A 17029-nucleotide genomic window follows, 5' to 3' on the forward strand; every position below is an offset into this window, starting at 1 on the left:
CACACAGAGAGCATTTAATTCTGTTTAACCAGGTAGTTACGCGGGCGCTGAAGAAATCCCCCCTAGCCCCCCTTTAGTAAAGGGGGGGGATTTGATTGGCCCCTTTGTAAAGGGGGGGGGGATTCGATATTTTTCATGTTCTGGGGTGGTGCTATCCACTCCATGTCCTTTAGGATAAAGATAAAACCCAACCACCGAGGAGTTTCACCATGCGCATATCCCTGCTACCCGTTCTGCTGTGCCTGCCCCTTATCACCCCGGCCGTTGCCGAGGAATCCCCCAGCGTCAACATCAAGCGCCTCACCCTGAATACGGCGGGCAAAGCGGCCCATGCCGCCATCGAGGCCTGCCGCGCCAAGGGGGTGCAGGTGGGCGTGACCCTGGTGGACCGCAACGGCCTGGTCCAGGTCAGCCTGCGCGACACCCTGGCAGCGAGCATTACCATCCCTATCAGCCAGGGCAAGGCCCGGGCGGCAGCCAATTTCGGCGTACCCACCTCAGCCCTGAAGGAGCGGGCCAACGGCCCCATTGGCCGCACCCCAGGCCTGGTGATGTCCACCGGCGGCCTGCCCATTGAGGCGGCCGGCACCCTGTACGGGGCCATCGGCGTCAGTGGAGCGCCCTCCGGCCTCACCGATGAGGAATGCGCCCAGGCCGGGGTGGATGCCATCCAGGACGATCTGGAAATGGCCATGTAGGGGGTTGGAGATAGGGCTTGGGGTGCCCGGATCAGTCATCAGCCCTCAGCCCCCTGTCCTCTGTCCTCTGTACAGCTGACCCGGTTACGCCCCTCTGCCTTGGCCTGGTAGAGGGCCTGATCGGCCCTTTGCAGTAGCCGGTCGAGGCTGTCTTCCTGCCGATATTCGCTGACACCGAAGCTGGCGGTACATCTGCCGACCTGGGGGAATTCCTGCTCGGCAATCTGCTGACGCAGGTGCTCGGCCAGTTGCGCGGCACCCTCCAGGGGTGTGGCCGGGCAGATGATCAGGAACTCCTCGCCGCCCCAGCGCCCGGCGGTGTCCGTGCTGCGGCTGTGTTCGCGCAGCAGGGCGGCGACCCCGATCAACACCTGATCCCCCAACTGATGGCCGTGTTCATCATTGACCTGTTTGAAGTGGTCTATATCGAGCATGATCAGGCTGAAGGTGCCCGGATAGCGTTGCCGACGGGCATATTCCTCGGCCAGAACGGCGTCCAGGCGCAGCCGGTTGGCCAGTTGCGTGAGCGGGTCGGTGGCGGCGAGTATCTGCAGTTGCCGGTTTTTCTGCTGTAATTCCTGCTGCGCCTTGCCCAGCTCCTGCAGGGCCTGCTCGGCGCGGCTGCGCTCTGTCGCCAGACGCCGGTTCCAGTACAGCATGATGCCGATCAGCAACAGGGCCAGGGCGGCCAGGCGGGCGAGCAGGCCGTAGTCTAGGTCCTGCACATAATTGACCTTGTACCAGCTGTTGTAGAGGTCGCGCTTTTCCTTCTCACTGACGCTGTCGAGCATCCTTTGCATCAGCGGGCGCAGCAGGGGCTCGTCGTTGCGCGTGGCTATGCTCAGGCGCCAACGTTCGTCAAACTTGCCGTTGATACGCAGATCGACAATCCCCTCGCTTTGCAGCGTATAGGCCACCGAGGGCAAGGCCCCGATGAAGCCGTACGCCCGCCCCTGCTGCACCAGCTGTAGCCCCTCCAGCACGCTGTCTGCCTCGATGATCTGAATCCCTGGGTAGCGCACCCTGAGCAGTTCGGTAAAGGCATAGCCGGAGACCATGGCCAGGGGCCTGTCGATTACGGATTCCAGGTCCTCGATGTAGAACTCCGTGGTATGGGTGGCGATGACAAAGGGAAAGTCCAGGTAGGGCCGGGTGAAATCCATGTACTGGCGGCGCTCCGGGGTCTCCATGGCCAGGGAGAAGATGTCGCATTTGCGCGCCTTGGCAAACTCGATGCTCTGGGTCCAGGACCGGGTGGGCACCAGACTCAGGGCTATGCCGCTGCGCTCCTGGGCCAGTTGCAGAATGTCCGCCACCATGCCCTGGTGCTCGCCCTGGTGGATGCGTTCAAAGGGCAGCCAGTCGGGGTCCACGCACATGCGGATACTGCGCTTGGCATCCAAATAGCGGCGTTGCTCATCGCTCAGGCTGAATTGCTTGGCCTGGCTGCCGTCACCCAGCAGCCAGCGGTTGCGCAGTTCCTGCAGCTCCTGGTAGTCGAGGTGGGCGTAGGCCTTGTCCAGGGCGGAGGCCAGCTCCGGCCAGTCGTCGCGCACGGCGACATGCCATTTCAGGCGCTCTCTGTCCTTCAGTTCCACCTCGCCGCTGACCCTGAGGTTGGCCAGCATCAGCTCGCCGATGTGGTATTCCAGCACCGCTGCGGCCCCCAGGGTGGCATCCGCCTGGCCGTAGGCCACCGCCTTGAGGGCTGCGGCGGTGTCCGCCACCGGCAGCAGCTCGATGCCCGGAAACTGGGCTTGCAGCAGTTCCATCTGCCAGAATCCGCGCACCACGGAGACCCGCTTGCCGTTCAGCTCGGAGAGGCCGAAGAAAGGGGCGTCCTGGCGGCTGGCAATGCTGTAGGCGGTGCTGGCCATGGGCTGAGTGAAATGGGCAAAGCGGCGGCGGCTTGGGGTATCGACGATATTGCCCATGAGGTCGATCTGCTTGTCCTCCAGCATCTGCAGGAACTCCTCCCAGCTGGGACCGCTGACAAACTCCAGGCGCAGCTTGAGCTTGTCCGCCAGCAGTTGCAGCAGCTCGATGAAATAGCCCTGGGGCTCGCCGTTACGGCGGAAGTTGATCGGTGCCCAATCCAGCTCATTGTGCGCCCGGATCACCCTGTGCTTGCTCAGAAAGGCCCGCTCTTGCGCGGTCAGTTTCAGACCGCTGTCCCACAGCAGGCTGCCAAGCAGGAAGGCATCGTAACTGGCGGGCCTTTGCGCCAGGCCCTGCTGCACCAGGATATCGCCCAGCAGGCGGATGTGGTTGAGATCGGTACTGCCGGGCGGGTGCAGGTCCGGCTGCATCACCTGCTTGATGGTCTCGTACTCGAACCAGAGGGCATCGGCCTCTTTGTTCTGGCTGTTGTAGCGTCTCAGGATCAGCTCGATGATCTCTTGCGGATGGGCCAGGGCGTAGCGCCAGCCCCGGTTGCTGGCCGCCACAAAGGCCTGCACCAGCTCTGGCCGGGACTCGGCCAGGGCCCTGGAGGTGAACAGGTTGAGATCGTACTCTTGCGTGCTGTAGGCACCGGGATTGATGACATTGAAGGCCAGGCCGCGCTTGCGCAGCTGGAAGGGCTCGTTGGTGGCAAAGCCCTGATAGGCATCCACCCGGCCCTGAATGAAATCCTCGATATCGAAGCTGGGCGCTACCCGCTCGATCTCGCCGGGCTTGATGTCAAAGCGTTCCAGCATCTTCTGAAAGCCGGGGCTGTTCATGGCAAGCTCGGAACTCATCAGCCGCTTGCCGCGCAGGTCCGCCGGGGTCTGTATCTCCAGCCGGGTGATGATGATGCGCGGTGATTCCTTGAAGTAATTGGCCAATAGCACCACCGGTTGGCCCTGCATATAGGCGCGCAGCACCTCATCGTTCCACAGGCCGAAGCTCATGCTGCCCTCCACCACCTCCTTGATGGGCTGGGTCTGGTTATCGTACTCGTGCAGACTGACCTCGAGCCCCGCCTCGCGGTAAAAGCCCTGCTCGATGGCGGCATAGAAGCCAGCAAACTCGAACTGGTGCTTCCACTGCAAGCGCAGCGAGACCTGTTCCAGGGCCCATAGCGGGCCGCCCAGCAGCAATAACCCCAAAAGCAGCAGTGCGCGGCCGGGGTTGAGGATGCAAAGCGGCAGAAAAGGTAGTGATTTCAGATTCAAATGCAAGGGATAGCGATCAGAGGCCAGAAGACAGATTCTTATGTCGCAATGCGACAATTTACACCAAAAACGCGCGCAGCGCCCTCACCTATCTGTCCTCTGCCCTCTGTCCTCCGTCTTCTGTCCCCTGTCTTCTGTCCTCTGTCCCCAGGTATTCCTTGAGACTGGCAAGGTAGCTGTGGACAAAGTTGGGCACGCCGTAGATCAGCGAGGCGGCATTGGCCTCGTCTTCCTCGCACTGGAAGCGACTATCCGCCTCCACCGCCTTGAGCCGGTCGGCTACCCTGCCGAATACTGCCTGGGTCGGCAGCAGGCCCTTGAGGGCCGCCTTCAGGGGCACACTGAGCATCAGGCCTATGACCCTTTTATCGAGGATATCGGCATCCAGGGTCAGGTCGATCTCGCCCACAACCCGCAGTCGATCACCAGCTCCGGCCAGCAGTACCGTGCGCACCCGGCCTTCGATGGCGAACTGGTTGAAGTCGCTCAGGCGCTCCTCCAGCACCCACAGGGGTTGGCCGCTCAGACCGAAGCGGCTGGCGATGTCCTGCCAGGGCAGGTCGGCCCCCTGCCTGAGTTGACGCCGAAAGCGGATCTGTTCGCTGTCCTTGATGTATTTCTTGCTGAAGTTGTAGATGGAGCGCTCCGGGCTGGACAGCTGGGCAAAGCCCTGTTTGCGTCCCTTGGCCTCCACCTCCTTGGCGCGGGAGAAGATGTAGCGCACATCACAGGGCAGGGGTGCTGCGGCCTGGACCTGGTAGGGGCCTGTGTCCGCCGTGGAGTCCAGGCCGATCATCCCCGGCCGCACCTGCCTCAGATAGCCCGCGCCCAGGGCGCGCCAATCGGCCGGAGGGGCTCGATCCAGATCGAAGCTGAAGAAGCTGTGGATGCGGTAGCCCTCCTTGAGCCGCCCCCGTGCCTTGGGGTGCGGCCCCTGCTGGTAGCTGAATTCGGTGTTGAAGTCCGCCTCGTCGGTGGCCCAGGCCGGACCGGACGGGGCCAGTGACAGGGATAAGGACAAGCAGAGGCCTGCCAGCCAGGGGGTATTCATGGTGTATCTCCCATGATCCAGGAAGAGGAGCCAAAATGGCCGTCGTCGCGTTTGCGCCAGGGCTCCGCCTCGTGCGTTTCGTCGGGGAAACGGAACTCAAAGGGGTCGCCGAGGGAGTCCAGGGCGTTGGCCTGGAACAGGTCGCCGCCGAGGGAGGAATAATGGGCGTAGCCCAGCCCACAGCTGGCGCTGTCCACCAGGAAGCTGTTTTCCTGCTTGAAGTATTCGATCTGGCTGCGCGCGCCTATATCCTGCTGGGCGCAGCCGCTGACCGGGTCCAGCGCCAGGCTCACCAGCCCGGCGGGGGGCTCGCGCAGCAGGGAATGGTGCTCGGCGTAGGCGGGAAAGTGGCTGAGGTGGTCGCGCTGGGGCTCGCCCTTGAGCAGGCCCTCCAGCAGGGTCTCGAAGATGGGCAGGGCAACCTGGCTGCCGGTGGCGCCAGGGCCCAGGCTGCGCTGATCCACGTAGCCGACCCAGACGCCCAGGGTGAGAGAGCTGGTGAAGCCGATGAACCAGGCATCGCGGTAGTCGTCCGTGGTACCGGTCTTGCCCGCCACCTTGTCACCAAAGCGGGCCAGCCGCGCCGCCGTGCCGCGCTGGGTCACCCCCATCAACAGGCTCTTCAGCTGGAACAGGGAGCGCGGGTCCACCGCCACCCGGCGGAACTGGGCATTCTTGTTCAACGGGCTGTCCAGGGCCTGTTGTTGCCCCCCCTCATCGCCCAGCGCCAGCTCAAAGCGCTTGATGAAGCGCGGCTTGATCGGCACCCCACCGTTGGCGATGCGGGCATAGGCGGTGACCATGCGCAGCAGCGAGGTCTCCTGGGCACCGAGAATAAAGGGGTAATGGCGCACCGGCGCGGCCATGGGGCTGGGGCACTGGTCCTGTTTGATCTCTGCCTGTGAGCAGTAGATGCCGAACTCCAGACTGAGGCGGCGCACCGCGTCCAGGGCCTTGGCCGGATTGGAATCGTAGGGGTCGTCGTAGGCGTAATTGCCGATGTGGGTCATCTCCAGCAGCCAGGCGGTCATCAGGTTGCGTGAGTGTTCCAGGCCGTAGCGCAGGCTGTGGCTGCCACCCTCCTCGCGACTGTAGTTGCTTGGCCGCCAGGGCTGATCGAAGGGCGACAGCAAGGGCAGTTGCAGGCCGTAGTCGGGGATCTGATCACTGGGGGTGAGGCCGTTCTCCAACGCCATCAGATAGGTGAAGGGCTTCAGGGTGGAACCGGGCTGGCGGTATTCGCGACTAGCCCGATCGTACTCATTGGCTACCAGCTTGCCATCCTGATGTACCCAGGGGGTGCCGCCCTGCAGGGCCAGCACGTCGCCACTGTGGTGGTCCATCACCACCACGGCACCCTGCACCTCGGGCACGCCATCCTTGGGTGCCTTGCCCTGGAAGCGCCGCTCATAACGGCTCAGGCCCTGCACCAGGGCCTGCTCGGCCAGGGCCTGGATGCCGGGGTGCAGGGCCAGGGTGGCCTGCACGGCGAAGTCCTGCCAGTAATAGTCCAGCCAGGGGTCGAGCTGGGCGTTGCGCAGATAATGCCGATAGGGCAAGAGCTGCTGACCCTGAGCCGCCTCCTGATCGATGAAGGGGTAGGCCTGCAAGCGGTGTTTGTCGGCATCGCGCTGGCTGATGTAGCCCTCCTGGACCATCTGCTCCAGCACATAGTGCTGACGGCCCTTGAGTTCCTCGAAATGCGCCGAAAAGGGCAGCGCACCGGGGCGCTTGGGCATGGCCGCCAGGGTGGCCAGCTGGCCTAGGTTGAGCCGGGCCAGGGGCTTGCCGAACAGCAACTGCGCCGCTGCCGCCGCGCCCCGGCTGCCACGGCCGAAATTGACCACATTGAAATAGGCCTCCAGGATGGCCTTCTTGCCCCATTGCAGCTCCAGCTCGCGGGCGATGATCAGCTCACCCAGCTTGCGCCGCAGGCGCGGGTTGTCCCGCTCCGGCCTCTGCTTCTGCTGCTGATAGTAATAGAGGTTCTTCACCAACTGCTGGGTGATGGTGGAGCCACCCTGGTAGTTGCCCTCCAGGCTCTTGTTGGCGGCGCGGATCAGGCTGTTGATATCTATACCCTTGTGCCGGTAGAACTGCTTGTCTTCCACGGCAATCAGCGCCTGTTGCAGCTTGATTGGGATCTTCTCCAGCAGCTGCCAGTCGCCCTCCCCGTCCCTGGCCGAGTCGAACACCACCTCGCCATTGGCCAGACGGAAGACGCTGCGATGGCGCTTGCTGCCAAACGGCTGACGCCCGAGGTGAAGCAGTATGTCCTTGCGGGTTTGCTTGAGGATATCCAGGGCGGCGTCGATGCGTTCCGGCGCGGCCAGGTGCGCCGCCGATGGCTGGGGATGGCAGATGGATAGATAAAAGGCGATGGACTGATCATAGTCCAGCCCCAGCTTGGCCAGCTTGGGCTTGAAGTCCTCGGCAAAGATGGCAGCTACCTGATCCGGCGGGACCGAGCCGATCATCTCGTCGATGAACTGGCCCAGGGGTACGCCAAACAGGGTCACTGCCGGTGAGTCCATCAGGCTGCGGCAGGCACCACGGGCCAGGCCCACCGCCTGTTCGCCGTTGAGCTGGTACAGGGCGGTGTCGCTATCGGCAGGGGCCTGATCCAGGTAGGGGGATAGCGCCAGAAACAGGGCGAGGAGCAATTCGTAAGTCATTTACACTTCAATGAAACAAGGATAGAGGCACAGTTTAGCCCCTTGGCCCTTGGTGTTGAAGTAGTTACTTGTCACATCCCCCTTTGCAAAAGGGGGATTGAAGAAATCCCCCCTGCCCCCTTTGGTAAAGGGGGGGATATTGACCTCCCCCTTTGTAAAAGGAGGACAGAGGGGGATTCCGGCGCTGGTAGTTACGCGGGCGCTGAAGAAATCTCCCCTGCCCCCTTTGGTAAAGGGGGAGTTTGCGGCCTTCTTCAACTCTGCGATTTCTTAGTGTTCTGGGTTCAGGTATTGCTCCAGGGTGCTGAACAGCAGGGCCATGTCCAGGGGTTTGCGCAGGTAGTCGTCGAAGCCGGCCTGCAGGGCCTGGGCGCGGTCGCTTTCCATGGCGTTGGCGGTGACGGCGATGATGGGGGTATCAGAGCAGCAGTCCTCTTGCCTGAGCTTGGCCAGCACCTCATAGCCGCTCATGCCCGGCAGGTTGATGTCCAGCAGGATCAGGTCAGGCCGTTGCGAGCGGGCCAGTTGCAGGCCCTGTTCCGGCTCCATGGCGCTGATCAGGCGAATCTGTGGTTGCCGCTCCATGGCACGGCTGACCAGGCGCAGATTGGCCGGGTTGTCTTCGATATAGAGCACCTTGGCGCGTTTTTCCACCAGGCCGGAGGCCGTCTCGGCCTCCTCTTCCGCCACCTCGGCGGCCCCTGCCTGGTCGGCCTCGGTCTCCGCCAGCGGCAGTTCCAGCCAGAAGGTGCTGCCCACCCCTGGGGTGCTGCTCAGGCCGATGCGGCCGTGCATGAGTTCGATCAGGGTCTTGGCGATGACCAGGCCAATGCCCGTGCCCTCCACCTCGCTGTGCTCTGCCTGCAACCGGTTGAACGGCTCGAACAGGCGCGCCTGATCCTCGGCGGATATGCCCTGGCCTGTGTCCTCCACCGCCAGGCGCAGGCGGTCGGCCGCGGGCCGTTGCAGGTGCAGCCTGACCTGGCCCTGGGGCCGGTTGTATTTCACCGCATTGCTGAGCAGGTTGAGCAGCACCTGCTTCAGCCGGGTGGCGTCGGCCAGCACCTGCAGGCCCTCATCCAGCGCGGGCAGTTCGATGCGGATGCCTTGCTTCTGCGCCAGCGGGGTAATCAGGGTCTGGCATTGCCGGATCAACGGGGCCAATTCGACCGGGGCTATGTTCAGGTCAACCCGGCCGGATTCGATCTTGGCCAGATCGAGGATTTCATTGATCAGCTCCAGCAGGTGCCGCCCGGCACTGCTGATCTCCTGCACCGATTCCTGCTGGGCCTCCTCCAGGGGGTCCATCTCCAGCAGTTGCGAGAAGCCGATGATGGCGTTCAGCGGGGTACGCAGCTCATGGCTCATGCTGGAGAGGAAGTCTGACTTGGCCCGGTTGGCCTGCTCCGCCTGGAGCTTGGCATCGAGCAACTCCTGCTCCGATTGCCGCTTGTGGATGCCCAGCCCCAGGACGATGGCGATGCGCTTGAGGAATTCAACGTCTGCCTCATCCCCCTGATGACCGGGGTGATAGGCCAGGGATACTATGCCCAGCAGCTCGTCACTGTAGAGCAGGGGCAGGATAAAATGACCATGGTCGATCATGCCCTCGTATTGAACTCTGTGGTTTTCGTCCAGGTGGTCACAGATGATCATCTCTTTGGTCTGGGCCGCCTTGCCGCACAGGCAGTGGCCCAGCTCCACCCGTTGGCACTGGGCCTTGATGGCCTCGCTGATGCGGTGCTCCGCCGCCATTTCCAGCACCTTGCCGCTCTCCTCCCGTACCAGCAGGAAGATGGCGCCGTGGGACAGATGCAGGCGCGGCAACTGCTTGATCAGCAGGTCCAGGGCGTAATCCAGAAAGTGTTTCATGTCCAGATCGGACAGGGAGCGGTGCAGCAGGTCGGACAGCACCTGCTCCTCGTTGGCCAGGCGTTGTAGCTGCTCCTGCTGGCCCTTGATCTGGGAGATGTCGGTAAAATGGGCCACATAGTTGCCAATCTCACCCCGCTCGTCCCGCACGGCGGTGATGCTCAGCCACTCGGGATAGATCTCGCCGTTCTTGCGCTGGTTCCAGATCTCCCCCTCCCAGTGGCCCTGGCGTTGCAGCTCATCCCACATGGTCTGATAAAAGCCGGGCTCGTGCCGGTCCGAGCGCAGCAGATTGGGGGCCTGGCCCAGCACCTCCTCGGCGCTGTAACCGGTGGTTCGCTCAAAGGCCTTGTTGACGCGGATGATGCGGTTGTCGGCATCGGTGATGATGATCGCCTCATGGGTGTCGAAGGTGCTGGCCATCAGGGCCAGGCTGGCCTCGGCCCGCTTGCGCTGGCTTATGTCATGGACATAGCTGTACAACAGCCGCTGTCCGGCCTCGTCGCTGGCGCTGATGTTGACCTCGACATCGATGATGTGGCCGTCCTTGCAGCGGTGACGGGCATCGAAGCGGTCATGCCCCAGGCGCAGGATGCGCTCGATGCGCTGCCGAATCTGCTGCGGCGTATCATCCACCTCCACATCCCGAACCCGGAGATCGAGCAGCTCCTCGCGGCTATAGCCGAGCATGCGGCAATAGCTATCGTTGCAATCGAGAAACCGCTCCTGGGTGTTCACCACGAAAAAGCCATCCATGGCCGCATTGACGATTACCTCGTTGCGTTGGCTCTGCTGCCGCAGCTCGGCGGTACGCGCCGCCACCCTGGCCTCCAGGTCCTGATTGGCAATATTGAGCTGTTCCAGCAGGGATTGCATGGCGCGGGATTGGCGAATGATCAGGACGACCACCAGCAGCAGGATCAGGGTGGCTATGACCAGGGCCAGGGCCAGGTAGGCCATGAGTTCCCGTCGCGCCTCGGCATTGAGCCGCTCACTCTGGCGCACCGCCTGCTCCGAGGTATCCTGTTGCAGGTCGATCATGCGTTGCAGTTGCTCGGCAAAGTCGCCGTTGACCACGCTGATGGTACGCGCCACCTGCACGCGGTCCTCGATGCGGCCTTCGCGCAGGCGCGCAAAGGTCTCCTCCACCACCGGGTTGGCCTGGCGGATGATCTGGCTTTGCTGTACCAGATCGGCCCGCTGATCCTCGCTCAGGGGCATATCCAGCAGGGTCAGGCGGGCCTTGATGAAACGACTGGCCTGGGCGTTGAAGCGCTGCCACAGTTCATCGATCTCAAAGGGATCTTGCAGGTGCAGGGCGGTGGTCAGCAGGGTGATACGCTCGCGGATGGCATCGCGCATCTGCCCCATCAGCCGCGCCTTGACCATGTTCAGCTGCACCACCTGGCGCAGGCTGTGGTTCTGCGCATCCAGCCGCTGCAAGGCCAGACTGGTGGCCAGCCCAAGCAATAGCAGGCAAAGCAGATAGCCGATGACCACCAGGGTGACCGGGCGGCGGAAGTTGACCTGAGCGGAAATTGACATAGAGCAATTGAAACCCGAAAGGCAGCCCATTATCAACCTAAATATGGACATAAGGTTTGTATTGGCAGGCGGCGGCATGACTGCCCATGTGCGGCCCGAGGTGGGCAGCCAGCTCTGCCGGGTGATCTGACAAAGCATCGCAGATCAGGCGGCAAAGGCCGCGCCAAGTCGCATTTGCGTGGCCCTGCCCGGCAGCAACACCGGATTCCGCCCTTCGACTGGCTCAGGACATCGCTTCGCTCCATCCGGGCTACTTCTTTCCCATTCTTCTCTGCGTCCTTTGCGCTCCTTTGCGTCCTCTGCGTCCCATTGATTACTGTGAAACAACATTGGGGTTCGCCTCTCATCCTGGGAGCTCCGAGCGCTGGCTCGGAGGTGCAACGGGATAAGGGTGGCCATACCTAGCGGCAACCCCGGATTCCGCCCTTCGACTGGCTCAGGACATCGCTTCGCTGCATCCGGGCTACTTCCTCCTCATTCTTCTCTGCGTCCTTTGCGCTCCTTTGCGTCCTCTGCGTCCCATTGATTAGAAGATGTTTACTGTGAAACAACATGGCCGCCTGTCAATCTGGGAGCTCCGAGCGCTGGCTCGGAGGGGCAAAGGTTAGGCGTGGCCCTGCCCAGCAGCAATCCCGGATTCCGTTACACTCCATCCGGGCTACTTCCTCCTCATTCTTCTCTGCGTCCTTTGCGCTCCTTTGCGTCCTCTGCGTCCCATTGATTAGAAGATGTTTCATGTTCCGGGGTGCCCCACACCTAGCTCAGATAGGTGTGGGGTTGCCCCATGATCGTTAGTGCGCGGCCCGCTCCCGGTTGCGGATGTTGCCGTCGTAATCCGCGCCGATCTCCAGCGGCCTGTCGGCATACACCAAGCGGTTGCGCCCCTCTTGCTTGGCCCGATAGAGGGCGGCATCGGCCAGGGCGAGCATGGCATCCAGGTCGGCGCCGGGCTGATCGCTCAGGCCGATGCTGAGGGTGAAGCCGAAGTGATAGCCCTCCTGGGTGACCGGTGAATCCGCCACCAGTTGGCGGAAGGCATCCAGTGAGGCCTGGGCGGTCTGCTGCGGTTGTTGCAGCAGGATGCAGAATTCCTCGCCGCCAAAGCGGGCCACCAGCTCCCCGGCAAAGGCGTTTCTGAGCAGTTCCGCCATGTGTTTGAGGGCGACATCGCCGCCTTCGTGGCCCTGACTGTCGTTGATCTTTTTGAAGAAATCGATATCGATCATGGCCGCGCTCAGGGCTGAGCCGGTCTTTTTTGCCTGGGCATAGAGGGCCTGGCCCTTGCTGAAGAAGTAGCGGCGGTTGTGCAGCCGGGTGAGGTAGTCGCGGTTGGAGATGTCCTTGATGGTCTCTATGTATTCCAGCAGGTTCAGGTTCTGGTTGACCCGGCACAGCAGTTCCTCATAGACCACGGGCTTGGCCAGAAAATCATCCGCCCCACTCTTGAGAAAACGGCTGGAGAGGCGGGCATCGGACTGGCCGGACAGGCCAATGATGGCCAGCTCGCCCTTGGCGTGGCGCTCGCGAATGCGTCGGCACAGCTCAAAGCCATCCATCTGCGGCATGTGGTAGTCGGTGAATACCAGTCGAATATCCGGGTGCTGGTCAAGCAGCTCCAGCGCCTCCTTGCCACTGCGCGCCAGCAGGGGGTTGAGACACATGACCTCCAATTGTTTGCGCAATACCAGGGTGGCGCTGCGTGAGTCGTCCACCAGCAGTACCTGGATCGAGCGGTTCTTGTGGATGCGGCGCACCAGGTCACAGGCGTACTCGTAGGACGCCACGCCCTGCTTGATGATATAGTCCACCACGCCCAGGCCGTGCATACGCTCTCGCATGTCCTCGCCATAGGCCCCGGTGAGCACCAGGGTGGGGATGTCCGCGGCAATCACCTCGGTCACTACCTCGCCGTTGGGGGCGTCGGGCAGATTGAGATCGGCCACCGCAGCGCTGAAGCCCTGGGGATTGTCGGCAATCAGCCGCAAGGCAGCGACGCGGCTGGCTGCCACCAGGGCGCTGTAGCCCGGTTCTTTCTCAATCAGGGATTTGGCCACCACGGCCAGGGCACGGTTGTCTTCTATTACTAAAATCTGAGGCATGACAGGCTCATAGCACCCGAGGTTGTTTTTTTCTGCCGCTATCGGAGCGATTTCACCCCATGGTAAAGCCACGGGGTTAGAATAATACAGAATACAGAATACAGAGACAGAGGCATCGGTCTTCTTTCCCCTGTTCGTTCTTACTTACAACCCATCCAGCAGGTGTGCCTTTTTATGCAATCGACCCAGGATATCATCAAGGGGGTCAAGATCCCCCCGCAACCCCATTTGTTGCAAGAGATTCAGGCGGAGCTGCAACGGCCCAACGCCAATCTGACCAGCATCGGCAAGCTGATCAGCAACGACGTGGCCCTGTCCGCCGCCGTGCTGAAAACGATCAACTCGCCCTTTTTCGGCCGAGGCAAGAAGATCTCTTCCATCCCCCAGGCCATAGTGTTGCTCGGCGTCAAGGCCACCCTGAGCCTGGTCACCGGCTTTGCCCTGCGCCAGAGTTTTGATCAGCAGGGCCTGAGCCTGCCTCGCTTCTGGGATGCCGCCACCAACTGCGCCCGGCTGAGCGCCTTTGCCGCCAGGCACCTGGGGCTGATGGAGCCCGACTCCCCCTATACCCTGGGGCTGTTTCACGATGTGGGCATCCCGCTGATGGCACAGCGTTTTCCCGATTATCTGGATACCCTGAAGCAGGCCAACGAGGCCGAAACCGGGCTGTTTACCGATACCGAAAACCAGCGCTATGGTGCCGATCATACGGTGATCGGCTACATCGTCTGCCGCGATTGGGGCCTGCCGCCGGAGATCCGCCAGGCCCTGCGCAGCCACCATGACCTGGAGGCCTGCCTCGGCCCCAAGGCCCCGCACGATGACCCCGCCAACCAAATGGTGGCCCTGCTCAAGCTGGCCGAGTGCGGCGATAGCCTGTTCCGTACCGACCAGCCGGACAAGGAGTGGCAGCGCTTCGGCCCGCTGGTGCTGGAATTCCTCTGCCTGAGCGAGGATGACGCCAACGAACTGTTTGAAGACATGCGCGACCTCTTGCTCAGCGGCGGGGACTGAGCCTGACCGAGGGGTCGGCCTGCTGCGCCGAGTTGCCCCCCCGGATTCCGCTGCACAGGGATCATCCTAAAAAGAGCATTTAGCCACAGAGCCACAGACGACTCCATGGCCACCGATGATCCAGTCATCGGTATGGCATGACCTACCTCCCTGTAGGCCCGACGGAGGAGGTAGAGCGAAGCCTGGAGCCAGAGCCGAGCACACAGAGAAAAAATCAATGAGTTAGAAAGCGAACATTCAACACCTTCCAGGTGAGTCTGGTCTGAGGTGTAACTCTTTGAAACAACTCTGTGATCTCGGCAACTGCTCCTGCGTTGCTCTACCTCCCCACATCCTGTGGGTCGTCTGTGTCTCTGTGGCTTAAACTGAGGAATATAGGGTTACGAATCCCGAATCCCGAGGCACTATAACCATGCCCTTGTCCGACATCCTGCTCGTCTCCATGGGCCTGCTGTTGCTGGCCATCCTCGCCTCCGGGCTGTTTCGCCGCCTGGCGCTGCCCTATTCGGTGATGCTGGTGATCATCGGCCTGGGCCTGGCCCAGTGGAGCGAGCACTGGTCGGCGCTGGCCCCGCTGCGCCAGTTCCGCCTCACCCCTGAGCTGGTATTCTTCATCTTTCTGCCCACCCTCGTGTTCGAGTCGGGGCTGAATCTGGACGCCCGTCAGCTACTGAAGAACCTGGCCCCCATCCTCAGTCTGGCGGTGCCCGCCCTGCTGCTCTCCAGCGCCATCATCGGCCTGGGCCTGTGGGCCCTGCTGGGGCTGGAGCTGCCGGTGGCGCTGCTGTTTGGCGCGCTCATCTCGGCCACCGACCCGGTGGCGGTGGTGGCCCTGTTCAAGGAGATCGGCGCGCCCCGGCGGCTGAATATCCTGGTGGAGGGCGAGTCCCTGTTCAACGACGCCACCGCCATCGTCCTGTTCGGTATCCTGCTGGGGCTGGTGGTCAGCGGCGAGGGCATGAGCCTGACCGGGGCCGGGCTGGCGGCGCTGGATTTTCTCTGGGTGTTTTTCGGCGGCACCCTGGTGGGCGGCGGCCTGGCGCTGCTGTTGTGCGAGCTGCAAAGTCGGCTGCGCATCGCCATCGACGGCATCCTCGCCCTATCCCTGGTAATGGCCTACGCCAGCTTTATCCTGGCCGAGCACCTGCTGCATGTATCCGGGGTCATGGCCTGCGTCGGCGCCGCCCTGGTGCTGGGCAGCTATGGGGTCAACCGCCTGCCCCAAGGGGCGGAGCAGAGCCTGGGCGAGGTCTGGGAGTTCCTTGCCCTGGTGGCCAATTCCCTGCTGTTTCTGCTGGTGGGCCTGTCTATCGACGTGGGCGATCTCTGGCAGCAGGCCGGGGCCATTGGCCTGGCCGTGGCGCTGGTGCTGCTGGCACGCGCCGCCGGTCTGTACAGCCTGGTGCCCCTGACCACACGCCTGTTCCGGCTGCCGCCGGTATCCCGCCATGAGCAGCACATCATGTGGTGGGGCGGGCTCAAGGGCGGGCTGGCGATTGCCATTGCGCTGTCCATCCCCGAGCAGGTGGCAGCACGGGAGATGCTCATCAGCCTGACCCTGGGGGTGGTGCTGTTTACCCTGCTGGTGAACGCGCCGAGTATCCGCCCGCTGATGCGCTACCTGGGCATGGACCGGCTCGGCCCGGACGAACAGGCGGAGATCCAGCAGGCCAAGGAACTGGTGCGGGACAGCGCCCGGCAGCGGCTGCGGGAGTTTCAGGCCCTCGGCCTGCTTGGCCCGAGCAATGCCGAGCGCCTGGAGGGCCAGATCCAGGCTGAGTTTGCCGACCAGCAGCCCCGGCAGCGGCCGGAACTGGCCAGCCGCCAGGCCTATCTGTTGGCCCTGCACACCGAGCTGAACCGGCTCGAGGAGCTGTTTCACCTGGGCCTGATTGACCAGTACAGCTACCTGGACATACGCCACATCCTGCTCATCGACCGGGATCGGCACGACGGCCAGGCCGATACCAATGCCCGCGACCTGCCGCCGGCCCAAGTCAGTATCTTTGTGCGCCTGGAGCGGCAGATCCTGCGCTGGCTGCGCGAGCGCAACTGGGCCACAGGGCTGCTCTCGCGCTATCAGCTGCTGCGCCTGGAGCACCGATTGCAGCGCGACATCGCCGGTGTGCTGCTCTGTCACAGCGTGCTTGAGCGCCTGAGCGAGGCCGGCCATCTGCAGGGCGAGGAGCTGGACCGGCTGAACCGGCTGTATCACCAGCGCCTGCAGCGGCGCAGCGAGCGGCTGGCGGAGATCCGCGCCAGCTTTCCGCTGCTGCATGAGCTGTTCGAACGATCGGCCTTCTCCCGCGCCGCCTTTCAGGCCGCCCTGTTGCGCCTGCGCCAAGAACTTCACCACGGCCAGATCGGCGCCAAGGCCTATCAGCGCCTCAGCGGCCAGCTCCAGGGCCTGATCGACCAGCTGAGCAAGCCACACCTACAGCTGGACCACGACGCCCCCCTGCCCTGGCTGCGCCAGGTACCCCTGTTTGCCACCCTGTCTCGCCCGGCGCTGGAGGCCTTGAGCACCAAGGTGCGCGAGCAGACCTATCTGCGCAACGACATCATTATCGGCGAGGGCGAACATGGCGATGCCCTCTACATCATCAAGCAGGGGCAGGTGCGGGTGCTGCACCAGGGCGAGACCCTGGCCGACCTTGGCGACAAGGAGTTTTTCGGCGAGACCGCCCTGCTCGGCCAGTCCACCCGCACCGCCACGGTACAGGCGCAGTGCCCCACCCAGCTATGGCGCCTGACCCGGCAGGACGTGCTGGAGTTGGCCGATGAGTACCAGGAAATCGCCGCGCAGCTAGAGCAGGCGAAAACCGAACGCCGTCTTTAGCGGCCGACTTGTTACCCTTGGCCAGGGGATACCTGGCCTCCCCCTATTCCAAAGGGCCTTTTCCAAAGGGGGGTTGAG

The 17029-nt window shown here is 62.9% G+C and carries 8 protein-coding genes; 3 read left to right on the forward strand and 5 right to left on the reverse strand.

Annotation, left to right across the window (positions count from 1 at the left end):
• Positions 1-209 precede the first annotated feature (209 nt).
• Complete coding sequence (locus D5125_00005; protein ID QFY87988.1) at positions 210-698, forward strand: heme-binding protein; 489 nt, start codon at positions 210-212, stop codon at positions 696-698.
• A 38-nt stretch (positions 699-736) separates the two neighbouring features.
• Here the strand turns inward: D5125_00005 and D5125_00010 are convergent, their stop codons facing one another.
• From D5125_00010 to D5125_00035, 5 genes are all read right to left on the reverse strand, one after another.
• Entirely contained in the window at positions 737-3862 is a 3126-nt protein-coding gene (locus D5125_00010; GenBank protein QFY87989.2) for a transporter substrate-binding domain-containing protein, read from the reverse strand.
• Between the two features lie 82 nt (positions 3863-3944).
• A complete protein-coding gene (locus D5125_00015) occupies positions 3945-4877 on the reverse strand; it encodes a hypothetical protein (GenBank protein ID QFY87990.2) in 933 nt (310 codons plus the stop codon).
• 26 nt (positions 4878-4903) lie between these two features.
• On the reverse strand, positions 4904-7582 hold the full coding sequence (locus D5125_00020) for a transglycosylase domain-containing protein (GenBank protein QFY87991.1): 2679 nt from the start codon (positions 7580-7582) through the stop codon (positions 4904-4906).
• 270 nt (positions 7583-7852) lie between these two features.
• Positions 7853-10999: a PAS domain S-box protein gene (locus D5125_00030; GenBank protein ID QFY87993.2), complete on the reverse strand. Its 3147-nt coding sequence runs from the start codon at positions 10997-10999 to the stop codon at positions 7853-7855.
• Between the two features lie 791 nt (positions 11000-11790).
• Positions 11791-13098 carry a diguanylate cyclase gene (locus D5125_00035; protein QFY87994.1) on the reverse strand — a complete coding sequence of 436 codons (1308 nt, stop codon included), beginning with the start codon at positions 13096-13098 and terminating at the stop codon, positions 11791-11793.
• 174 nt (positions 13099-13272) lie between these two features.
• On the opposite strand from D5125_00035, the gene D5125_00040 reads away from it, so the two are divergent.
• Positions 13273-14112, forward strand: coding sequence for an HDOD domain-containing protein (locus D5125_00040; protein QFY87995.1), 840 nt, complete (start codon positions 13273-13275; stop codon positions 14110-14112).
• Positions 14113-14524: 412 nt separating this feature from the next.
• Complete coding sequence (locus D5125_00045) at positions 14525-16951, forward strand: cation:proton antiporter (protein QFY87996.1); 2427 nt, start codon at positions 14525-14527, stop codon at positions 16949-16951.
• Positions 16952-17029: the final 78 nt, after the last annotated feature.

The sequence above is a fragment of the gamma proteobacterium SS-5 genome (genome assembly GCA_009497875.2).
GTDB lineage: Bacteria > Pseudomonadota > Gammaproteobacteria > Chromatiales > Chromatiaceae > Magnetovirga > Magnetovirga frankeli.